The following is a 19,680-nucleotide window of genomic DNA, read 5'->3' as shown; positions in this document are numbered from 1 at the left end:
GCGAGGCTGCGAAGGGATCGCCTCGGTACCCCTGCAAGACCGCAGCGCCTGCATCGCAGCCTCGCTAAAGCTCGACAGCTCCTACAGCGGGAGTGGTAAAGTCGCCGCCATGAAACTGACCCGCCCGGACCGTTCACTCGTTGCCTGGACCCTGTATTTTTGCGTCCTGTTCAATGTGTTCGTCTGCGGTTTGGGCCATGGGCAGATGATGGGCCTGGAGCTCAACGGCCTGGGCGGGCAGTTCTGTTCCAGCCAGGGCACCCAGGCGCCGGCCTCGGACGCAGGCCTTGGCAATCCGACCGCCAGCAGTTGGTCGAACTTCTTCGCTTGCCCGGTCTGTTCCGCGGTGACCCTGAGCATTGTCTTTCTGTTTTGCCTGGCCTGGCTGTTGGGCCTTGGGCAAAAGCCGCGCCCGGCCCATGAGCGGCGCAACAAGGCCCCTCCGCGGTATTCCTGGCCCTCGGCCAACCCTCGCGCTTCCCCTGCATTCTGACGTGTGCTCTGGGCTTCCTGATACCAGGAGGCGTTCTATCGTCACGAGTGTGAGTGCGTTTCATGAGCCATGTTTTGCCTTCCGGCGCAGGCCGTCTTGTCAGCAAGGCGTCGCGCCGTCCGCCCCGCGGGGAAGGGGGGTTACCGTCGGTCGAATACCCGAGTAACGCCCGTTGTTTCGTCCACCTGGATGCACGTTTGCTGCCGTACTGGCACACCTTGTTCGACATCTGCCCCGGTTTGCTCAAGCTCGACCCCCCAGAAGGCTTGAACCTGTTTCGCAGTTTCATGACCTGGGCGTACCGCAACCGTCCGTCCCTGGGCTGGACCTATCACGTGAGCGTGTGCCGTTGGTTGCTGGGCTCGGTGTATCGCACGCAGATCGATGAAGAACCCATCGAAGCGTTCATGACGGCCGCGGCAGCCCGTTGGGTCAGCGATGACGCCAGCCCGGCCCGGGGCGTGGTCCTGGCCTGGCAAGGCTCACCCGTTCCGGTGGTGGACTGGAAGCAGGGCAGTGGCGCGCCACTGCAAGGGTTGCCGCCACTGCCCTGGGATTTCGCCTGGTGCACGCTGGACAGCCAGGGACGGTTCAGCGGATGGTTGCCGGTGCCTTGAGGTGCTGCCCGATCCATTGCGCAACGCTGGTCACGGCGATCTGCTGCTGCACGTTGAAGGTGATGGCGGGGTCCCAGGACACGCCATTGCCGTGGGCAAAGGCCACCCGGTACTTCATCAGGTTGTCCTCGGGCACGGCGGCCAGTTCGGCCTCCAGGTAGGGCACCGACCAGCGTTCGCGTTTCAGCGTGCGACCCAGTTGGGCATCCACCGTGTCTGCCAGTTCGCCATAGGTCAGGGTGTCGCCTGCCGTGTACACCACCTGATTGGTGATCGGTGGTTCGCTGAACAGGATGCGTGCGGTCAGCCGGCCGATGTCTTCAGGGGTGGTGACGGTGACGGCGGTGTCCCAGTCCCCCAGGGCGTGCACGGTGTTTTGCGCCAGGTCGACGACACCGAAGGACGGTTCAAACAGAAAGCTGGTGAACATCCCCGTGGAGACGATCACCCAGTGCGTGCCTTGCTGGGCGCGCAGCAAGTCGCGCACATCCAGTTGTTCATCCCATACGTCCTGGGCCGAGCCGCGGCCGATCACGTCGTAATCCACCCCGAATTGCCAGGGTACATAACGCTTCACGCCGCCGGCGATGGCGGCGCGGGTCAATTTGCGCTGGGTGCCTTTGCCTGCGGCAAAGCCGATGCAACTGATCACGGTGTGGTAGTGCGCGAACACCGAAGCCAGTTCGGCCTCCGAGTCATTGGCCAGGTCCCCGGCCAGCAGCTCGATGCCCAGGGCACGCAGCTCGGTGATTTCCTGTTGTTTGGCGGGGTCGCTCGAGTTCAGCGTGGCGGGGCGCAGCAACACGGTGACCGGCACGTTTTGCGGGGTGGCCAGGCGGGACAGTTGGCGCAGTACCGCCAGGCCCAGTTCGCCGGCGCCCAGTACAAGGATCGAAGCAGTCATAGGGTTCTCGGTTCAGGTGAAAGTCGTGCCATGCTTGCAGAATTGCCGACCGCGCATAAGAAGGCACACCAGTGATACCGGGAGTAGAAGGTGGATAACGACGAGATCATCAGGCGCTCACAAGCCGCCTGCGACGCCCTCAGCGCCGATGAAGACGGGCTCAAGCGCCAGGTACTGACCCACGCGGGAAACCGCTGGTCGCTGGGCATCGTGCACCTGTTGGGGGTGAACGGGCGACTGCGCCACGCCGAGATTGGCCGGCGCATGGAAGGCGTCACCCAGCGCATGCTCACGCGCACATTGCGCCAACTGGAGCGCGACGGCCTGGTGGTGCGCCATGACTTTCACGAGGTGCCGCCGAAGGTGGAATACCAGCTGTCGGCGCTGGGCAAGCAGCTGCTGGTGCACATGATTCCGTTGTGGACCTGGGTGGTGGAAAACGCCGATGAATTCAGGCGCTCGCGGGACCGGTTTGACGCTGAACAGGCGCCATGATCAGGGCGTGGGCCGGCAGTCTGCCCGTGTGCTGCCGGATCCATCCTCGGGAAACAGATGGGCATGCAGGTAGTCGATAAACACCCGCAGCTTGGGCGTTGGATGCCGGCCCGAGGGCCACATGATCCGGAAGTTCTCTGTCTCTGAGCAGTCTTCCAATACTGGCACCAACTGCCCGCTGTCCAGCCACTCGCGAATGGCGAAATCCGCCAGGTAAGCGATACCGATGCCTTGCACCGCAAAGCAGATACGTGCTTCCAGGTTGTTGCAGACCATCGCGGCCGGCAGCGGGAAATCGGCTTCCACCCCGTCCTGGCGCAGGGGCCAGCGTTGCATCTTGCCGGTGTTGGGATAGCGGAATTTGATGCATGCATGCTGGGCCAGGTCTTCTGGCCGGTGCGGTGTGCCCCGTTCGGCGAGGTAAGCCGGTGACGCCACCAACAGCATCCGATAACCGCCCAGCAGGCGTGAGGTGAGGCGCGAGTCGGGCACTTCGCCGCTGCGCAATACCGCGTCGTAGCCTTCTTCCACCACATCCACGCGACGGTCGGTGAAGCTCAGGTCCAGCTCGACCTCGGGGTAGGTCTTCTTGAATTGCGCGAGCACCGGCAAGAACGGATGGCCTACCAGCGGCAGGCTGACTTTGAGCCGCCCACGGGGGGTCGACACGGTTTGCGAAAGCTCGGCTTCAGCCTCCTCGATCTCCATCAGGATGCGCCGGCTGCGTTCCAGGAACAGCTCGCCCTCGGCGGTCAGCGTGACGCTGCGGGTGCTGCGGTTAAACAGGCGCACGCCCAGGCGTTCCTCCAGGCGCACCACGCTCTTGCCCACCGCCGAGGCCGTCACCCCCAGCACGCGCCCGGCAGCGACAAAGCTGCGGGTTTCGGCGACCTGCACAAACACATTCAGGGTGTTGAGGCTGTCCATCGAGGCTCCGGTTTGGCTGAGGGCGTGCCTGGCTACCTTATCCCGATTGCGGAACAAAAGCTCCGTAGACAGTGGAGCGGGCTCCCCCTTAATCCCGTGGAGCCAGGCTCCTATCCTTGTGGCATTGCCCCTTCACGAGGAATACCAAGATGACCGACACCATGAAACGCTGGGAAATACCTGCACTGGGATTACACACATTGCGCCAGGTGGAGGCGCCGCGCCCCGCAGCTAAGGCGGGTGAAGTGCTGGTGCGCGTCGAGGCCGTTTCGCTTAATTACCGCGACGGTGAAGTGGTGGACAACAGCATGGGCGCCGACCTTACATTCCCGTTCACACCGGCCTCTGACATGGTGGGCACGGTGGTCGCCGTGGGCGAGGGCGTCTCACGCTTCAAGGCCGGCGACAAGGTGCTGTCCACGTTCTTTGCCGGCTGGATCGACGGTGCCCCGCTGTCCTGGAGTGAGGCGCCGCCCCAGGGTGGCCCGCTCCCCGGCATGCTCGCCGAGTACGTGGCAACGCCTGCCGAATGGTGTGTGCACGCGCCCCTGAGCCTCACCGCAGGGCAGGCCAGCACCTTGCCGGTGGCCGCCTTGACGGCGTGGATGGCGCTGTTCGAACTGGGCCACCTGCACGCCGGCCACACCGTGGTAGTGCAGGGCACCGGTGGCGTCTCGCTGTTTGCGGTGCAACTGGCGGCGGCCAATGGTGCCCGCGTGATCATCACCAGCAGCAGCGATGAAAAGATCGCGCGCGCCATCGAACTGGGTGCCACCCATGGCATCAACCGCAGCCGGGTGCCGGAGTGGCACACGGCGGTGTTGGCGCTGACCGGTGGGCGCGGCGCCGAACATATCCTGGAAATGGCCGGCGGCGACAACCTCATGCGTTCCCTGCACGCGGTGGCCAATGGCGGGCGTATCTCGGTGATCGGCTTGTTGGAGAGTGATCAATTGAACGCCCCAGTGATGGCGCTGCTCGCCAAGCGTGCGTCCATCGCCGGCATTGCGGTAGGTCCGCGTCGTGCGCTGGAAGACCTGATTCGCGTGATCGACCGCCATGGCATCCAGCCGGTGATTGATCACACCTACGGCTTCGATGAAGTGCCCGAGGCTTTTGCCCATCTTGGGCGCGGCGCCTTCGGCAAGATCGTGATCGAGGTCGGCCGGTGATCGACCTCATTCCGGATCTGTTCGGCCTGTACACCCTGGCGTTCGGAGGCGCCAAGGCATTGCCCGCAGACCTGTGCGCTATGCACTAGGCCTGCGGGGTCACGTTCAACGCAGGGTGTAGCCGCCGTCGACCACCCAGTCCTGGCCAAACACACTGCGTGCGCCTTGGCTCAACTGGAACAGGATCACATCGGCCACCGCGCCCGGCTCAAGGAACTGCCCCGTGAGCAGGCGTTGATTGACCGTGGTGGCAACGCCGCCCAGCGCCTCGTCACTGAGCCCCAGGGTGCTCCAGATCGGCGTGGCGGTGGGGCCGGGCGACACCATGTTCAGGCGTATACCGTGGGGCGCCAGCTCCACCGCCAGGGTGCGCACCTGGGCGCGCAACGCGGCCTTTGACGCGATGTACGCCGCCAGCCCGGGGAAGGTCGCCAGCTCGAGGAACGTGCCGATAAACACCACCGATGCCTGGGCGGCCAACTGCCCGCGCAGGCTGCTCAAGGTGTTGAGGGCCGCAGCACCATTGACGGCCCATTGCCGATCAAAGGCGGCCAGGTCCAGGCCGTCGGCCAACTGTGCGATCCCGGCATTGGGCACCAGGTAATCCACCGGGCCGATGGACGCCGCCAACTGCGCCAGGCGCGCCTGATCGGCAGCTTGGGTCACGTCGCCGGGCAACCAGTAGAGCTGCTCGCCAAAGCGCTCTGCCAACGCGCCCAATTCGCCAATCTGTCGCGACATGGCGATAACCTGCGCACCTTGTTCAAGCAGCCTCTGGGTGACCGCCAGGCCGATACCTGAACGGGCGCCAGTCACTACGGCAAGGCGGTGGTTGAAGTCATTGTTCATGGAGATCTCTTTATAGGTTGCCAAAGGGGGCGCGCTGCACAGATCAGAGTTCGTGCCATTAAATAAATTGATATAAATCAATCAGATATGGATTTTGTAGTCGATATGACGCGGGATTTTTGTAGTCGTTATGACGTGCTGTAGTCGTTATGACTCGAGGCCGCGGCGGGCCCGATTGAAGGCTTGGCTCGTTCGCGACAGTTGTTGGCGTTATCGCGATGACGACGCTGGCGCTTTCCTTGGTTAATGACGGCTGTTTTCTCTACGTCAGGCTCATTACGTCATGTCGCTTATTCCGCGCAAAAAAGTCATTCGCCAGGTGATTGCCACCCGTCAACGCCTGCAAACCATCAGCGTGCTGGGCGCTACCGGTTCGGTGGGCGTCAACGTATTGGACGTTATCGCCCGTCACCCCGAGCGCTATAAAGTCTTCGCCCTCAGCGGGTTCACCCAACTGGAGCTGTTGAAAAAACAATGCCTGTTGCACCGCCCGGACTACGCCGTGGTGCCCACGCCTGAAGCCGTGGCGATGCTGCAGCTGCAACTGGTGGCGGCGGGCTCGCACACCCAGGTCGTGGGCGGTGAAAGCGGCTTGAAATTCATCGCCGGCCACCGTGACGTGGACACAGTGGTGGCCGCCATCGTCGGTGCGGCGGGCTTGAACGCAACGATGGCCGCTGTCGAGGCCGGCAAGAAAATCCTGCTGGCCAATAAAGAGGCGCTGGTGATGTCGGGCGCGTTGTTCATGCAGGCCGTACGCAGCAGCGGCGCGGTGCTGTTGCCCCTGGACAGTGAGCACAACGCAATCTTTCAGTGCCTGCCGTCCCACGCCCAGCACGGCCTGGCCCAGGCGGGGGTGCGGCGCATCCTGCTGACCGGCTCCGGTGGGCCGTTCCGGCAAACCCCGATGGCGCACCTGCACAACGTGACCCCGGACCAGGCCTGCGCGCACCCGAAATGGTCCATGGGCCGCAAGATTTCGGTGGACTCGGCCACCCTGATGAACAAGGGCCTGGAGTTGATCGAGGCCTGCTGGTTATTCGGCGCCAGGCCGTCCCAGGTCGAGGTGGTGATCCACCCGCAAAGCGTGGTCCATTCGCTGGTGGACTATGTCGACGGCTCGATGCTGGCGCAGTTGGGCAACCCGGACATGCGCACGCCCATCAGCCACGCGCTGGCATGGCCGCAGCGCATTGATTCAGGGGTTGAACCGCTGGATTTGTTCAAGGTGGCCCGCCTGGATTTTGAGGTGCCGGATGATGCCCGGTTTCCCTGCCTGGCCCTGGCCCGCGAGGTGGCCGACGTGGGCGGCACCGCACCGGCGCTGCTCAATGCGGCCAACGAGGTTGCGGTGCAGGCCTTTCTCGACGGACGCATCGGCTTTATGCAGATCGCCGATTGCATCCGGCATGTGCTGGACAAGGAACCGGTGGTGGCGGTGACGGATTTGTATGGCGTCATGGAGGCTGACGCCAGTGCACGCCGGTGGGCGCTCGGCTGGCTCAATCGCAACCATCAGCGATGATCAGCCGTAGCTGACCCGGTCGCGAATTTTCAGCACGGCTTTGTGGTCGGCCAGCACTTCCGGCAGGGAGCTGCGCAGGTACTCCACCCAGGTTTTGATTTTTGCATCCAGGTAGTGCCGGGAAGGGTAGAGGGCGTACAGGCTCAATTCTTCCAGGCGGTACCGGGGCAGGACTCGCACCAGGGTGCCGTTGCGCAGCCCTTTGATCGCGGCATGCACCGGCAGGATACCCACACCCATGTCGTTGCTGATGGCGGTCTTCATGGCATCCACAGAGTCCACCAGGAACGGCGAGCTGCTGATGGTCACGGTCTCCTGGCCGTCAGGGCCGTCGAACGTCCAGTGGTCCAGCGGGATCACCGGGCTGATCAGCCGCAGGCAGGCGTGGTTGAGCAGGTCCTGGGGTTTTTGCGCGGCACCGTAGGTTTTGATGTAGGACGGAGAGGCGCAGACGATGCTGTAGGTGGTGCCGAGCTTTTGCGACACGTGGCTGGAGTCGGGCAGGTCGATGGCCAGCACAATCGACACGTCGAACCCTTCGCTGACCAGGTTCGGCGTGCGGTTGCTCATGCTCAGGTTGAAGGTCACGTCCGGGTAGTGCTTGCGGTAGCGGGCGATGGCGTCCACCACGTAATGCTGGCCGATGCCGGTCATCGAGTGCACGTTCAACTGGCCGGTCGGGCGAGTGTGGGCATCACCGGCTTCCAGCTCCGCTTCCTCGACAGAATGCAGAATCTGCTCGCAGCGCAGCAGGTAGCGCTTGCCCGATTCGGTCAGCGCGGTGCGGCGAGTGGTGCGGTTGAACAGGCGGGTTCGCAGGTGGGTTTCAAGGTTGGAAATGGAACGGGAAATATGGGTGGTGTTGCTGTTCAGCTGCGCCGCCGCGCCGGTGAAACTGCCCACTTCGGCGACGCAGCGGAAGATGCGCATGTTCTGCAGGATGTCCATCAATGTTCTCCAGGTGGAACGTTTTTTTAGTGTGGCACGAACTCATCCTTCGCTGTAAACGCTATTTATTGTGGAGGATTAGGTAACAGTCATTCACGATTTTGATGACTTACCGCATCGTGTAGAAGCTCCTAGAGTCGCCGCCCCATTTCCCTCCAGGCGGAAGTTCCCGTGCCTCGACTCACTGTTCGTCGTTTCAATCTTGCCGGTAGCGCGGGCCGCTGGCTGGTGTCGCTGCCCTGGCGCCGGGGCTTTATGGAATGGGCTCGCAGCGACGGGGTGATGTGGATTTACCTGGGCAAGGTCTTGATCGCCTCGTACCTGACCTTGTGGTTGGCGATGCGCCTGGAACTGCCACAACCGAGCACCGCGATCACCACGGTGTTTATCGTGATGCAGCCCCACAGCGGGCACGTCCTGGCCAAGAGTATCTACCGCTTCATCGGCACCCTGGTGGGCTCTTCGTTCATGGTGCTGTTGATGGCCCTGTTCGCCCAGAGCACCGAGCTGTTTCTCGGTGGCCTGGCGCTGTGGGTGGGGGTGTGTTCCGGCGGCGCCGCGCGCAATCGTAACTTTCGCGCCTATGGGTTTGTGCTGGCCGGCTACACGGCGGTGATGGTCGGGCTGCCGGTGGTGGGCCATCCGCAGCAGGTGTTCATGGCGGCCGTCTGGCGGGTGCTGGAGATCACTTTGGGGATCGTCTGCGCGACGCTGATCAGCGCCACGGTATTGCCTAAAACCTCCAGCGTGGCGATGCGCAACACGCTGTACCAACGCTTTGGCCGCTTCGCCGGGTTTATGCAGCATCGCCTGCGGGACACTGGCGACCAGGCGGCTTTCGAACGTGCCAACCTGGGGTTTATCGCCGAGGCCGTTGGCCTGGAAGTGATGCGCAGCGTCAGCGTGTTCGAAGACCCTTACATGCGCCGGCGCAATGGACGAATCAACCGCCTCAACAGCGAGTTCATGGCGATCACCACGCGTTTCAACGCACTGCATCAACTGCTTGACCGCGTTCGCCTGCGCGGTGGCGTGGCGGTGGTTCAGGCGGTCGATCCGGGGTTGATCGCGTTAGTCGAGCTGCTCAAGCCCTTTGCCGGGCACCCATTGACGGACCGTGACGCGGCCGTGCTGTCCGCCGACCTGGAAGCCTACAAAGCCGGCTTGCCAGCCCGGGTTCGGCGCCTGCGCGGCGCGTTGCACAACACCGCCCCCGCCGCCGATGACCTGTTGGATTTCCACACCGCCTATGAACTGCTCTACCGCTTTGTCGACGAGCTGCACAGCTATGCCCAGACCCATGCGTCCCTCGCCGATCACCACCATGTGCGAGAGCAGTGGAACGAACCCTTCCAACCCCGGACCAACTGGCTGGCCGCCACGGCAGCCGGCCTGCGCGCGGCCGTGGTGTTGCTGGTGCTCAGCACACTGTGGATCGCCACGAGCTGGCCCAGCGGTGCAGCGATGACACTGGTGTCGGCGCTGACCGTAGGCCTGTCGGCGTTCTCCACCAACCCCAGGCGCATGTCATTCCAGATCGCCTGCGGCACCGTGCTGGCCGCAGTGATCGGTATTTTCGAGGTGTTTTTCGTGTACCCGATGATCGACGGTTTTCCGTTGCTGTGCGTGGTCATGGCGCCAGTGATCGTACTCGGTTCGTTCTGGCTGGCGCGGCCGCAATGGGCCGGCTACGGCTTGGGCATGCTGGTGTTTTTCGGCACCAGTTCAGTGCCCGCCAACCTGACGCTGTACAACCCCTACGGGCTGATCAATGACTACCTCGCCATGGTGTTTGGCATGTTGGTGTGCGCAGCGGCGGGGGCGATCATCCTGCCGCCCAACAGCCCCTGGCTATGGCGCCGGCTGGAACAGGATCTGCGCCGCCAGGTGGTGGTCGCCATCAGTGCGCCGTTGCCGGCGCTGGGGTCCGGTTTTGAAAGCGGCACCCGCGACCTGCTCAACCAGGCCTACAACTTTGCGGCAGGCCAGCCATCGGTGCAGCACCGCTTGCTGCGCTGGACGTTCGTGGTGCTGGACGTGGGGCACGCCATCATCGAGTTGCGCCGTGAACAAGCCCGGTTGCCCGCGCAAGACTGTTACGCCGAGAGCATGCCCTGGCGCCTCGCCATCCGCGCCATGGGGCGCGCACTGGTGCGGTTGTTCGTGAAGCCTGGGCCCGTTCATTTGCAGCGCGCGCTGGCGGCGGTCGAGCACGCCATCGAGTGCGTGCAACAGACCGACGAGCCGTTCGCCGGGCACTTTGAAACCTCGGCCCTGAGGCGAGTGGAAAGCTACCTGCACTTTATCCGCACCTCGCTGCTGGACCCGCAATCGCCGTTGCTCCGCTACCGCCGGCCAGGAGGCGATGTGGCGCAATCGAACGATTAGTTGGCGGGCTGGCAGGAGTCCAGATGAGAATCAATCTTCATACTGGCCGGGCATTATCTTTCAGGAGCTGTCCATGTACGTCGGTCTTTGCAATCACGCCTGGGTCGCCTCGATCATCGATGGCATTCGTGAACAACGTAGCGCGATCCGCGACCATTTGGAGGCCCAGTACCTGCTGGAAGTCGAAACCGCCCGACTCGCTGCGCGCCGCCGCACCCTGGAGGATATTCACCGGTTGTGGCACGCCCTGGCGCTGCGTGGCGAGTACTGCCTCAGTGACGAGCTGGACGATTTCGTCGACCGCGACCAGGCCTTGCACGGTGCGGTAGCCGTGGCGTCGCACAACGTGGTGTTGCAGTCGATGTACCGCTCGTTCAGCGCGTCGTTTCACAGCCAATACCTGGCGATTTTTGCCGACAAGGAGTTGCATGAACCGGGGCTTGAGGCCCACACCCGAGTCGTCCAGGCGATTATCTTTGGCGATGAGGAGGCGGCGGTCGAGGCGGTGCGCGCGATGTTCGACCCGATGCTGGCCACCCTCAGTTGGCTGTCGGAACGCGAGGGTACGGCCCTGTGAAGCGGGTGATTGTGTGTGCCAATCATTGTTCACCGGTGGAGCAATGTTTGCTCAAGGGCCTCAGGGCGATTGGCTGGACGGAGCCGGAAAAGGCGATGGAACTGCTGACGCGAATCGGCATTGAACCGGCGCGCCTGGTGGTGTTCGAGGCACTGGTGGCGGCGCTTCTGGCGCGAGCTCCAGTGTTCGACCTGCTAGGGCCCGGGTCGCCGTATATCAGCCCCGATGAACTCGATCTGTTGGCCGCACTGGCGCAGATCTCGCGCAAGTCCAGTGACGGGCATTTGCCGCCACAACATCGGTTACCGAAGGTGCTTCACCCCTTGATCGAACGGTGTGGCCACACCTTGGCCGAGTGCGCGGTGCACCTTAAATCCAGGCCCTTGTTCAATCGCCGTCCGACCCTCGTCAAAAGCCCGTCGTAGACACCTGCATTGTTACTGAAACCGAAAAAGTGAATGCCCGTTTTGGCGGCTGTTTTCCCAGCGGCCAGGCCTATATCGTGCGCCCCTCCCGTCGAACGAAAAACCGCAGCACACAATAAAAAACGGCTGGCATCAGAGGGTCGACGGGACAGCCGTGTTCACTTTTCGGAGCCTTCATGAACCACAAGACTTACCTCGCCCTGGCCGTTTCCTTCGGCGCTGTGCAGCAGGCGGCTGCGTCGGGTTTTATCGACGACAGCAAAGCGACCCTGGACCTGCGTAATTTCTATCTCAACCAGGACACGCGCAACGCCAAGGGAGCCTCGGACCGGGAGTGGGGCCAGGCCTTCATGTTCAATTATCAGTCTGGCTTTACCGAAGGCGTGGTTGGCCTGGGGCTGGACCTGCAGGAGCTGTATGGCGTGCGCCTGGATGCGTCGGGGCGTGCCGGCAAAGCGGGTGAGGACAACACCCCCGGCAGTGTCTTCCCGTTGTCTGATGGCAAGGCCGCCAATGACTTCAGCAAGACTGGCGTCACCGGCAAAATGCGCATCTCCCAGACCCAGCTGAAAGTGGGCACGCTGATGCCCCGTCTGCCCGTGCTGATGTATGAGGACGGCCGGTTGCTGCCCCAGACCTTTCGTGGCTACCAGGTGGACTCCAAAGACCTGAAAGACTTCAACTTCGTTGCCGGCAAAATCGAGCAGGTGCTTGACCGTAACTCCAGCAATGGCCAGGGCCTGTCCATCGCCGGCGCGAATGATCCGCTCAAGGGCAAAGACAGCAACCAGTTCTACTACGGCGGTGTGGATTACGCCGTGAACAAGCAGTTGCAGCTGCAGTACTACTACGCCGACCTGGAGAACTTCTACCAGCAACACTTCATCGGCCTGGTGCACGACTGGCAGTTGCCGGTGGGCCAGTTCAAGAGTGACCTGCGCTACTTCCACAGCACGTCGGACGGCAAGAATTCCAGCGCGGCGGGGCGTGCCGAGGGCTACGTCAGCTCGGGCTATTACGGGCCGGGCATCAACAACGGCAAGGTTGACAACAACCTGTGGAGTGCCTTGTTTACCTATGCGTTGCAAGGCCATTCGGTGAGCCTGGGGTATCAGAAAACCACCGGTGAAAGTGACTTTCCGCACATCAACCAGGGGCAGGGCCGGTCTGTCTACTTGATCACCAACTCCCAATCGCTGAAGTTCGTCAACGCCGGGGAACAGGCCACGGTGGGCAGTTATGCCTATGACTTTGCCAATCTGGGCCTGGCGGGGTTGAAGACCAGCGTCACCTACATCCACGGCACCCATATCCGCACGGCGGGTCGCGACAACACCGAGTGGGAGCGCGACCTGCGGGTTGACTATGTGATTCCCACCGGCACCTTCAAAGGGTTGGGGTTCATGTGGCGCGGTGCGGTGCTTCGGGGCAATGACAGCGCCGACAAGGACGAAGCCCGGTTCATGGTCAGCTACAGCATTCCCTTGCTGTAGGCCGGCTCAACGCTGGGCGAAATATTTGGCCGGGCTGCAACCGAATACCGAGCGGAATACGGCGATAAAGCTGCTGGAACTTTCATAGCCAATGGCGGCGGCGGTGCTGCTGACGCTTTCCCCGGCCGCGAGGTTTTCCAGGGCGACCATCATCCGCAAGCGTTGGCGCCAGGCACCGAAACCCATGCGGGTCTGGGCGGCAAACAGCCGCTCCAGGGTGCGTGCGCTGGCGCCCACCTCGAAGGCGATCTCCTTGAGCGGCCGGGTGTCGTTGGGGTTTTGCTTGATCAGGTTGGCGGCGCGCACCGCCCGTTTATCCGTGGGTTCCGGCAGGTAAAAGGCGTCTTGCTCAAGCAGCGCCAAATGGTCCAGCAGCACGGTGCCCAGGCGGCTTTCACGGCTGTGCTCGGGGTACTCGCCGGGCAATTGCGCGCAGGCCAGGATCAGCTCGCGCACCAGCGTCCCGACGTTCAACACCGAACAGTGAGCCCACGGTGGAATGCTGGCCGCGCCCTGACGCACATACACCGTACGCAACGACACCTGGCGCGAATGCTTGAAGGTATGGCTAACCCCCGGCGGTATCCAAAGGGCCCGCTGCGGTGGCAGAACCCAAATGCCTTCGGCCGTCAGCACCGTCATCGAGCCTTTGATGGCGTACATGATTTGCGCGTGTTCTTCGTGCACATGGGGCTCGCGCAAACCGGGCAAATACTCCCGGGCCAAACCTTGTACGGGGGCTGCGCCAAACTCAATCGAGGGATGTTCAAGCATGGCGCGATTCCGCTGTTTTACGAATAAGACGGAATTTTGTGCCAGATAAAATGGGCTGTAAAGGGAAGGGTTGGTCTATTGAAAAACCGTCGGATTGGCTAGGGCATTTGGTTTTCCGGTTGGGTACTGTCGAGGCTTTTGACGTGCGCTATTCAAGGAAACTCACCGATGTCCATCGGAAAAAACTTCGCCGGCGTTATTGCCTTCATGAAAGTGGCGGCCAGCGAAAGCTTCAGCGAGGCGGCGCGCGACTTGGGCATTTCAGTGCCTTCGGTCAGCCGCAGCATTACGCGCCTGGAAACCCAACTGGCAATCAAGCTGCTGGAACGTACGACCCACAGCGTGGCCGTCACTCAGGAAGGGCAACGTTTTTTCGAAGAGTGTCTGCCCAGCGTCGAGCATCTTTTGCGCGCCACCGAAGCGCTCAAGCAATCCACCCAGGCGCCGTCCGGTGTCGTGCGGGTGAGTTCCACCGTGGGCTTTGGACGCAAGTGCATTGCGCCGCTATTGCCTGGGTTCTGCCAGGCCCATCCGGACATCACCCTCGAATTTGACCTGAACGATCGTCATGTGGATTTCGCCGAAGGCCGGGTGGATGTCGCGATCCGCAATGGTCGGCTGGAAGACGCCGACGTCATTGCCCGGCAGTTGGCGCCGATGAGTTTCGTCACCTGCGCGGCGCCCGAGTATCTGCAACGGGCCGGTTACCCGCAGACCCTGGACGACCTGGCGGCGCACAAGACCATCGCCTTTCGCCTGGCCCAGTCGGGCAAACCCCATGTGTGGGAGTTTGAAGTCGATGGGCAGTTCATGGGGCTGCCGTTGCCCTACAGCCAGTTGTTCAATGACCCTGAACTGGTGGCGCTCGCGGCCGTGGCCGGTGGCGGTATAGCGCAGCTTGCCGGCTATCAGGCGCAACATTTGATCGCGCAACAGCGCCTGGTGGTGGTGTTGCCGGGCTATGCGGCGCGGGCGCGGGGCAGGGGGCATTACATCTGCTATCGCCAGCGGGACAAGACGCCGCTGCGGGTCAAATTGTTCGTCGACTACCTGGTGCAGGCCTTCCAGGCATGACCATTGGGTAAAGGCTTTTGCCAGGGTGCCTAATTGTCGAGGGGCGCGATGGCTGGGCACTATCCCGTGATATTTATCAGCGGGAAATCAATATGTTAAGCAAATCAATCAAACCCTGGCTGGAATGGCTGTGGCTGCTGCCCTTTGCGGCGGCGCTGTACTACCCGTGGGCATTGGCGTGGAGCAACCAGGCCCATGTTGCAGGCGCTGGCGCCCCGCTTGTTCTGGCGCTGATCCTGAGTGCGTACGCGGTGCCGCTGCTGGCGTTTGCCTGCGTGTATGTCACCGGTGTTCAGCCGGTGATGAGTGCACGCCTGGTCCTGGCGCGGCGCCTGTCGTGCCTGGCGGTGGCGGCGCCTCCTGCGTATACGCTGATGGGCGTCGTGCTGTACCTGATGAAAATCTACGGCCACGACATCGCGGTATGGAGCGGGCTGTGGCTGGCACTGACGGGCTTTTTTGCGATGGTGTCGTCAACGGGCCCGAGCATCAGCCTGGTGACCTCGGACAAGACCTATATCAAGCTGCGTGTCGCCCACGGCATCGCCTCGGTGGCGATCCTGTTGGTGTTCCTGGCGCCGCACCTGTTCAACCACCTGCTGGGTGTGTTGGGCACCGATGTGCATAAGTCGGTGATGGAGGCGTTGCGGGTGGTGTATCGCAATGGCGTGCTGGAGCCGGTGATCATCGTCACGTTTTTCTTCCAGATTCTCAGCGGGCTGGTGTTGATTCGCCCGAAAACCGTCACCCGCGCCGATCTGCTGGACGCGTTGCAGACCGCGTCCGGTGCCTATCTGTCGCTGTTTATCGCGTCCCATATCAACTCGGTGTTTACCCTGGCGCGTTACTTCGGCACCGACACCGATTACGCCTGGGCCGTGGCCGAACCGGTGGGGTTGCTGGCGGATCCGTGGAGCATTCGGCTGCTGCCGCATTACTCCCTGGCGGTGTTCCTGCTGATTGCGCATTTGGCGTGCGGTTTGCGGGGGGTGTTGCGCAACCACAACGTCAGCGAGTTGCGCAGTGCTCTGGCGACCTGGTGGGTGATTGGGCTGGGGGGTGTGGTCACGATCATCATTACCAGCGGCATGCTCGGTGTGCGGGTTTAGGCCGTTGGCGGCACATGCAAAAAGTAATGTCTTGTGTAAGTTAAAGCGCTCACCGTATTATCCAAGCAAGTTCTTGTGTATATGGCTAAAGCCCGATTTGCCCTTTCAGCGAATATGGAGGTTTGGATGAGCGTGGACGCATTGCTGCCGGGTGGTTCCACCGGTCTGTTCCTGGGGACGCAGGCCCTGGGCTTGAGTGTCTGGCTGACCGTCGCGGTGCTTAACAACGGGCAGGCTTTTCGCAGCTCGGTGGGTGCCGTGGGCGCCACGATGGCCATGGCGCCGCTGCACCAAGCTCCGGCTATCGACACGCCCTTGTTGAGGCGTGCGGTGCGCTCGCCACGCCTCCATCAGTGGGCACTGCTGATAGTGCTGGCCCTGCAAGTTGTCGCGGCAGTGGCGGCGTGGGCCGGCAGCTACCAATTAGTCCTCGGTGACGGCCTGGCGGCGGCCCGGCCATGGCTCAATCTCGCCCTCAGCGGCTTCTCGGCGTTCGTTTTCACGATGCTGCTGGGCGGCTTGTGGTTCGGCTACTGGATTCGCCAGGAGGGCTTGCAGCTGACGCATTTGGTGCTGCTGGTCTGGGCGCTGTTGGCATTTGCCTTGTTCAATCAGCAAGGGGCCTGACCTTGGCTTGAGGCCGAGGCTGCGATGGACTGCGCAGCTTTCGTGAAGCCTGAACCGTTGGTGTATCCGGGACACTGCGGTGATGGAATTACGGTTGCTGCGCAGCCCACCGCAGCCTCTTTTTACTTGCGGGGCCGGATGCTATAGGCGCAGCGCCGGTCCCCGGAAATCAGATGTTCCTGGCGCTCCACCACATTCTCATCCCCCAGCGCCGCCTGGAAAATCTGCAGCTCCGAGCGGCAGAAGCCCTGGCACTTGCGCGCAGCCACGCAGATGGGGCAGTGGTTTTCCACCAATAGCCAGCCATCGTCCAGCGGCTCCATCTGCGCCATGTACCCGGCGCGTTCGCGAATCTGCACCAGGATCTCGACTTTCTCCTGCAAGGTCGAGGCGGCGGCGCAGGCCTGGACGTATTCGTGCTTGGCGGTCGCCTCCATGCTGGCGATGACTTTTTCCACGCCTTCGCTGCCAAAAATCCCTTCGATGGAGTCGATCAGGTGCAACGTCAGCACGCTGTGGGAATCCGGAAATTTGTTCTGGGCGGTGTCGGTCAGTGTCCACTTCAGCGATGGCCGGCCGGCACCCGAAATAGGGGCCGCCACACCGACGATCAGCTCCGCGACCTGTAACTTCTGGATCTGCTGGCGGGCGGCTTCGGAGGTGATGTCCAACAGCGCAGCCAGGTCCGTGGTTTTCAGTGGGCCACGGGTCTTGAGCAGGAACAGGATGCGGTCCCCGGTGGATGCCTGGCTGTCGTCGGTGGGTGTGACGTTCATAGATCGGGAATAACCGTGGAAGTGACCGGCCCATTTGACCACAGCAGGCACGCCGGGGCACCTCTTGATCTGCATTAAGGCGCGCTGATGGCGGGTTCCAACTGATTTGTATCGAAAGCATTCTGCTGGCCCATTACGCATTTTTCCCTCGCTACCATCGGCCGCCTGCCAAACCCATGAGGGAAAAGGAATGAGTGAGACCTGCCAAAGCCTGACCACGCCACCCGTGGGGTACAGCGACTGGCTGACCGACCTCAAGGGTCGAATCCACTCGGCCCAGCAACGCGCCACATTGGCGGTCAACCGGGAGCTGGTGTTGCTGTATTGGCAGATCGGCCAGGATATTTTGACCCTGCAAGCGCGGCAGGGCTGGGGGACCAAGGTGATTGAGCGACTGGCGCAGGACCTGCGTTCAGCCTTTCCGGAGATGAAGGGTTTTTCGCCGCGCAATCTGAAGTACATGCGGGCGTTTGCCGAGGCGTGGCCGGATCCCGAATTTGTGCAAGGGGTGCTTGCACAATTACCCTGGTATCACCAACTGGCGCTGCTGGATAAGCTGCCCGGGCCTGAAACCCGCCGTTGGTACGCCGCCCAGGCGATCGAGCACAACTGGTCGCGCAACGTCCTGGTAATGCAAATCGAAGGTCGCCTGCTGGAGCGCAGCGGCAATGCGGTCAGCAACTTCGAGGAGCTGCTGCCCAGAGCCCAGTCCGACCTGGCGCGCGAATCGCTCAAGGATCCCTACCGTTTCGACTTTCTCGGGCTGACGCTCGATGCGCAGGAGCGTGAAATCGAAAACGCGCTGGTCAAACATGTCACCGATTTTTTGCTGGAGCTGGGTGCAGGTTTTGCCTTCGTAGGGCGGCAAGTCTTGCTGGACGTGGGCGGCGAGGAGTTTTTCGTCGACCTGCTGTTTTATCACCTCAAGCTGCGCTGCTATGTGGTGATCGAACTCAAGGCCGGCAAATTCAAACCCGACCATCTGGGGCAGTTAGGCTTTTACCTGGCGGCGGTGGACGCCCAGCTCAAGCACCCACAAGACAGCCCCACCATTGGCCTGCTGCTGTGCAAGAGCAAGAACGAAGTGGTGGCCGAATACGCTTTGCGTGACAGCTCCCGTCCCATTGGGGTGGCCGAGTATCAACTGGTGGAATCCCTGCCGGCAGAGTTGCAAACCAGCTTGCCCAGCATCGAACAGATTGAGCGTGAGCTGGCAAGTGATTCGTCACGCTGCTGACAGACTGGACATTGGCAAGCGCCTCGGCACAATGGGCGCCTTGAAAGGAATTCATCCCAAGGAAAGTCATGGCCCGCCGTATGAATACCGTCTACCCAACGTTGTTGCTCGCTGGCGTGCTGATGGGCGCAGGCATGCCCGCCCATGCCGCTTCCTTCGCGTGTAAAAAGGCTACCACGGCGGTGGAAAAGGCCATTTGCGCCAGTCCGGAATTGAGCGAACTCGACAGCACGTTGGGCGTTTACTACAGCCAGGCAATGGCGAAGCTGGCACCCGATCAGCGGGACGAATTGCGCCGTGGCCAGCGCACCTGGCTGCAGACGCGCAATGCCTGTGCCGGTGAGCCGGAAAAATTGCCCGGATGCCTGCAATCCCGGCTGAGCCAGAGAGTGGTTGAGGTGGGCACGATCACCCACAAAGACACTGCGGCCCTCGACGCCGTTATCGCCAGTATTCCGTACCACCCGGCAGACGCCGCACAAGGGCTCAGGCGTTACCCGATGAATGATCTGGCCGCCGCCTGGCTGGTCTACCTGGCGCGTTTTGAACCTGACAGTGGCGTCACGGCGAATGAGGCCGAGGAGAATCGCAAGCAGGTCCTTACGACGCTCAAGGAAGACAATTTTCCCTGGTCAATTTGGCAGGACCTGCAAAACGATCCCGCGGTCAGCCGGGACCGGGTGACGTTGACCTTGCTGCGCATGATGATTGAGCGCCAACAGTATGAGTTGTTCGCCGACCAGCGCCCCTATGTGCACTGCTTTGTTTTCAGTCGTCAGGGCGAGGTCGCGTATGAGTCGTTCGGCTCGCTGTACGGCTCTACCCGCGACAGCTTCGCGCCGATTTGTGCCCCGCAAGGTGATCTGTTTGCACAACCGGCGTGGAAGCGACTGGACGACAGTTTGTCCGAGCCATTGTCCACGGCAGGGCAGAACGAGGGCACCATCCGTTTTGCCAGCTATGCGGACTGGAGCGCACTTTCGCTCAAGGGCACCGCATCGCCTCGGCTGTTTCTCCAGCCAGGCACCGCCGGGCCGACCCAGGACCCTGAACTAACCCTGCGTCAGTGGGGCACTGATAAGCAGTGGCCTGCCAAGCAACGCCAGCAGACGCTGTTGGCCATTGAGCCAGCGCGGCAAGCGACGAGCGACTGGTTGCAGCGCGAGCGCGGCTTTTCGGCTGATGACGCCCGGCAAGCGGCTCGGGAAATCGTTCGGCAGTGGTTGAACCTGCGCCTGGACTTTATTGGCGGCCCAAGTGAGCAATAGCC

At 62.2% G+C, this 19,680-nt stretch carries 20 protein-coding genes; 14 read left to right on the top strand and 6 right to left on the bottom strand.

Going from position 1 to position 19,680, the window contains the following annotated elements; all coding sequences use genetic code 11:
• Positions 1 to 109 precede the first annotated feature (109 nt).
• Positions 110 to 493, top strand: coding sequence for a DUF2946 domain-containing protein (locus HX855_RS12295; RefSeq protein ID WP_177085697.1), 384 nt, complete (start codon positions 110 to 112; stop codon positions 491 to 493).
• Positions 494 to 555: 62 nt separating this feature from the next.
• Positions 556 to 1,110: a putative natural product biosynthesis protein gene (locus HX855_RS12290; RefSeq protein ID WP_177085570.1), complete on the top strand. Its 555-nt coding sequence runs from the start codon at positions 556 to 558 to the stop codon at positions 1,108 to 1,110.
• On the opposite strand, the gene HX855_RS12285 is transcribed toward HX855_RS12290, so the two are convergent.
• Positions 1,085 to 2,014, bottom strand: a complete 930-nt coding sequence (locus HX855_RS12285; RefSeq protein WP_177085568.1) for an aromatic alcohol reductase — start codon at positions 2,012 to 2,014, stop codon at positions 1,085 to 1,087. The genes HX855_RS12290 and HX855_RS12285 overlap by 26 nt on opposite strands.
• A 90-nt stretch (positions 2,015 to 2,104) precedes the next feature.
• On the opposite strand from HX855_RS12285, the gene HX855_RS12280 reads away from it, so the two are divergent.
• The gene (locus tag HX855_RS12280; RefSeq protein ID WP_177085566.1) at positions 2,105 to 2,509 is read left to right on the top strand and encodes a helix-turn-helix domain-containing protein; all 405 of its coding nucleotides are present in this window, start codon (positions 2,105 to 2,107) and stop codon (positions 2,507 to 2,509) included.
• Here HX855_RS12280 and HX855_RS12275 read toward each other — a convergent pair whose 3' ends face one another.
• The gene (locus HX855_RS12275) at positions 2,510 to 3,436 is read right to left on the bottom strand and encodes a LysR family transcriptional regulator (protein WP_177085564.1); all 927 of its coding nucleotides are present in this window, start codon (positions 3,434 to 3,436) and stop codon (positions 2,510 to 2,512) included.
• Between the two features lie 149 nt (positions 3,437 to 3,585).
• Between HX855_RS12275 and HX855_RS12270 the strand changes: the two genes are divergently transcribed.
• Positions 3,586 to 4,608 carry an NAD(P)-dependent alcohol dehydrogenase gene (locus HX855_RS12270; protein WP_177085562.1) on the top strand — a complete coding sequence of 341 codons (1,023 nt, stop codon included), beginning with the start codon at positions 3,586 to 3,588 and terminating at the stop codon, positions 4,606 to 4,608.
• Between the two features lie 105 nt (positions 4,609 to 4,713).
• Here the strand turns inward: HX855_RS12270 and HX855_RS12265 are convergent, their stop codons facing one another.
• Positions 4,714 to 5,457 (bottom strand): SDR family NAD(P)-dependent oxidoreductase, encoded by a 744-nt coding sequence (locus HX855_RS12265; protein ID WP_177085560.1) that lies wholly within the window; start codon positions 5,455 to 5,457, stop codon positions 4,714 to 4,716.
• Between the two features lie 283 nt (positions 5,458 to 5,740).
• Here HX855_RS12265 and ispC point away from each other — a divergent pair, with 283 nt between their 5' ends.
• A complete protein-coding gene (ispC, locus tag HX855_RS12260) occupies positions 5,741 to 6,982 on the top strand; it encodes a 1-deoxy-D-xylulose-5-phosphate reductoisomerase (protein WP_177085558.1) in 1,242 nt (413 codons plus the stop codon).
• On the opposite strand, the gene HX855_RS12255 is transcribed toward ispC, so the two are convergent.
• Positions 6,983 to 7,930, bottom strand: coding sequence for a LysR family transcriptional regulator (locus HX855_RS12255; protein ID WP_177085556.1), 948 nt, complete (start codon positions 7,928 to 7,930; stop codon positions 6,983 to 6,985).
• A gap of 255 nt (positions 7,931 to 8,185) precedes the next feature.
• On the opposite strand from HX855_RS12255, the gene HX855_RS12250 reads away from it, so the two are divergent.
• The 4 genes from HX855_RS12250 (at position 8,186) to HX855_RS12235 (ending at position 12,813) form a co-directional block, all read left to right on the top strand.
• Positions 8,186 to 10,318, top strand: coding sequence for an FUSC family protein (locus HX855_RS12250; protein ID WP_177085695.1), 2,133 nt, complete (start codon positions 8,186 to 8,188; stop codon positions 10,316 to 10,318).
• 73 nt (positions 10,319 to 10,391) lie between these two features.
• Complete coding sequence (locus HX855_RS12245; protein ID WP_177085552.1) at positions 10,392 to 10,895, top strand: FadR/GntR family transcriptional regulator; 504 nt, start codon at positions 10,392 to 10,394, stop codon at positions 10,893 to 10,895.
• Positions 10,892 to 11,320, top strand: a complete 429-nt coding sequence (locus HX855_RS12240) for a hypothetical protein (RefSeq protein ID WP_177085550.1) — start codon at positions 10,892 to 10,894, stop codon at positions 11,318 to 11,320. Before HX855_RS12245 ends, HX855_RS12240 begins: the two co-directional genes overlap by 4 nt.
• 176 nt (positions 11,321 to 11,496) lie before the next feature.
• Positions 11,497 to 12,813: an OprD family outer membrane porin gene (locus HX855_RS12235; RefSeq protein WP_177085548.1), complete on the top strand. Its 1,317-nt coding sequence runs from the start codon at positions 11,497 to 11,499 to the stop codon at positions 12,811 to 12,813.
• A 6-nt stretch (positions 12,814 to 12,819) separates the two neighbouring features.
• Here the strand turns inward: HX855_RS12235 and HX855_RS12230 are convergent, their stop codons facing one another.
• Positions 12,820 to 13,587 carry a helix-turn-helix transcriptional regulator gene (locus tag HX855_RS12230; protein WP_177085546.1) on the bottom strand — a complete coding sequence of 256 codons (768 nt, stop codon included), beginning with the start codon at positions 13,585 to 13,587 and terminating at the stop codon, positions 12,820 to 12,822.
• Positions 13,588 to 13,755: 168 nt separating this feature from the next.
• On the opposite strand from HX855_RS12230, the gene HX855_RS12225 reads away from it, so the two are divergent.
• The 3 genes from HX855_RS12225 (at position 13,756) to HX855_RS12215 (ending at position 16,397) form a co-directional block, all read left to right on the top strand.
• Entirely contained in the window at positions 13,756 to 14,661 is a 906-nt protein-coding gene (locus HX855_RS12225; protein WP_177085544.1) for a LysR family transcriptional regulator, read from the top strand.
• Positions 14,662 to 14,753: 92 nt separating this feature from the next.
• Positions 14,754 to 15,770, top strand: a complete 1,017-nt coding sequence (locus tag HX855_RS12220) for a hypothetical protein (RefSeq protein WP_177085542.1) — start codon at positions 14,754 to 14,756, stop codon at positions 15,768 to 15,770.
• Positions 15,771 to 15,896: 126 nt separating this feature from the next.
• The gene (locus HX855_RS12215) at positions 15,897 to 16,397 is read left to right on the top strand and encodes a DUF2165 family protein (RefSeq protein ID WP_177085540.1); all 501 of its coding nucleotides are present in this window, start codon (positions 15,897 to 15,899) and stop codon (positions 16,395 to 16,397) included.
• 122 nt (positions 16,398 to 16,519) lie between these two features.
• Here HX855_RS12215 and HX855_RS12210 read toward each other — a convergent pair whose 3' ends face one another.
• Entirely contained in the window at positions 16,520 to 17,173 is a 654-nt protein-coding gene (locus HX855_RS12210; protein ID WP_177085693.1) for a metalloregulator ArsR/SmtB family transcription factor, read from the bottom strand.
• A gap of 190 nt (positions 17,174 to 17,363) precedes the next feature.
• Here HX855_RS12210 and HX855_RS12205 point away from each other — a divergent pair, with 190 nt between their 5' ends.
• Both HX855_RS12205 and HX855_RS12200 read left to right on the top strand, forming a co-directional pair.
• Complete coding sequence (locus HX855_RS12205) at positions 17,364 to 18,410, top strand: YhcG family protein (protein ID WP_177085537.1); 1,047 nt, start codon at positions 17,364 to 17,366, stop codon at positions 18,408 to 18,410.
• 68 nt (positions 18,411 to 18,478) lie between these two features.
• Positions 18,479 to 19,678 carry a lysozyme inhibitor LprI family protein gene (locus HX855_RS12200; RefSeq protein ID WP_177085535.1) on the top strand — a complete coding sequence of 400 codons (1,200 nt, stop codon included), beginning with the start codon at positions 18,479 to 18,481 and terminating at the stop codon, positions 19,676 to 19,678.
• Positions 19,679 to 19,680: the final 2 nt, after the last annotated feature.

The organism is Pseudomonas sp. IPO3778, from assembly GCF_013386825.1.
Lineage (GTDB): Bacteria > Pseudomonadota > Gammaproteobacteria > Pseudomonadales > Pseudomonadaceae > Aquipseudomonas.
This window is presented reverse-complemented; position numbering and strand designations above follow the sequence as displayed.